This is a genomic window from Psychrobacter sp. 1Y4, from assembly GCF_051847555.1.
Map to the genome: position 1 here is coordinate 1 of NZ_JBPYDE010000428.1, position 774 is coordinate 774.

Annotated in this window: 1 protein-coding gene and 1 pseudogene; one reads left to right on the forward strand and one right to left on the reverse strand. The window is 46.3% G+C overall.

Annotation, left to right across the window (positions count from 1 at the left end; all coding sequences use genetic code 11):
- Nucleotides 1-126 (reverse strand): annotated as a pseudogene (locus ACS8FC_RS16755) (16S rRNA (cytidine(1402)-2'-O)-methyltransferase); the annotation flags it as partial.
- Between the two features lie 131 nt (nucleotides 127-257).
- On the opposite strand from ACS8FC_RS16755, the gene ACS8FC_RS16760 reads away from it, so the two are divergent.
- The gene (locus ACS8FC_RS16760; RefSeq protein ID WP_439297616.1) at nucleotides 258-743 is read left to right on the forward strand and encodes a YraN family protein; all 486 of its coding nucleotides are present in this window, start codon (nucleotides 258-260) and stop codon (nucleotides 741-743) included.
- Nucleotides 744-774: the final 31 nt, after the last annotated feature.

The window sequence follows — 774 nt, forward strand, 5'->3', positions numbered from 1 at the left end:
GTCTTCACAGGCAATGATTGCAACCTGCTTTAAGACATCAATCGCGTGTGGCGTCATGTCGGTCAAGTTGCCAATCGGCGTGGCAACGATATAGAGACAAGCTGGCATCGCAGTAGGGGTAGACATGAAAACCTCGGGTTATTGACAATAATAGTGCGCTATTATATCCAGTCGTTATCTATGATTTTTCAGTCCAATAGTGAGTGAATAAATCGATAGATTTGGAGAGCATGACGCGCAGAAGTGGCTAGTTTAGCATGTTGTGCTATGATAATTCTCAAATGTTAAGCAGACGAATCAACCTTATGGCGAATCATAAACCCTTGATCTTAACCTCACCCAAACAACGCCAAGGTAGTCGGTTTGAACAGCAGGCATGTGAGTATTTACAAGCACAGGGGTTACGGTTGGTGGCGCAAAACTGGCAACAGCCAAAAATAGGCGAGCTGGATCTGGTCATGATGGAAGCAGGACCCGCATGGTCAACGCTAGTATTTATCGAAGTTCGTCAACGCAAGCGGTCAGTCTATGGCGATGCAGCACTTAGCGTGACGACCAGCAAGCAACGCAAGGTGATTAAAGCAGCGCAGTATTTTTTGCAGCAGCATCCTGAGTACGCTCGCTATGAATGCCGCTTCGATGTCATTGCTTATAATACGGTGGGTAAGCTCAGCTCAAAAGAGCATCCGTTGAGTGATGAGCCGGAATGGCTTAAAGGTGCCTTTGTAGCCAGTGCATGGTAGTAAATATATAACGTCAATACTGGATGACTCG

Excerpts from the sequence above, each read along its gene's own strand:
- ACS8FC_RS16760 (WP_439297616.1), top strand. The coding sequence starts at position 258 with ATGTTGTGCTATGATAATTCTCAAATGTTAAGCAGACGAATCAACCTT.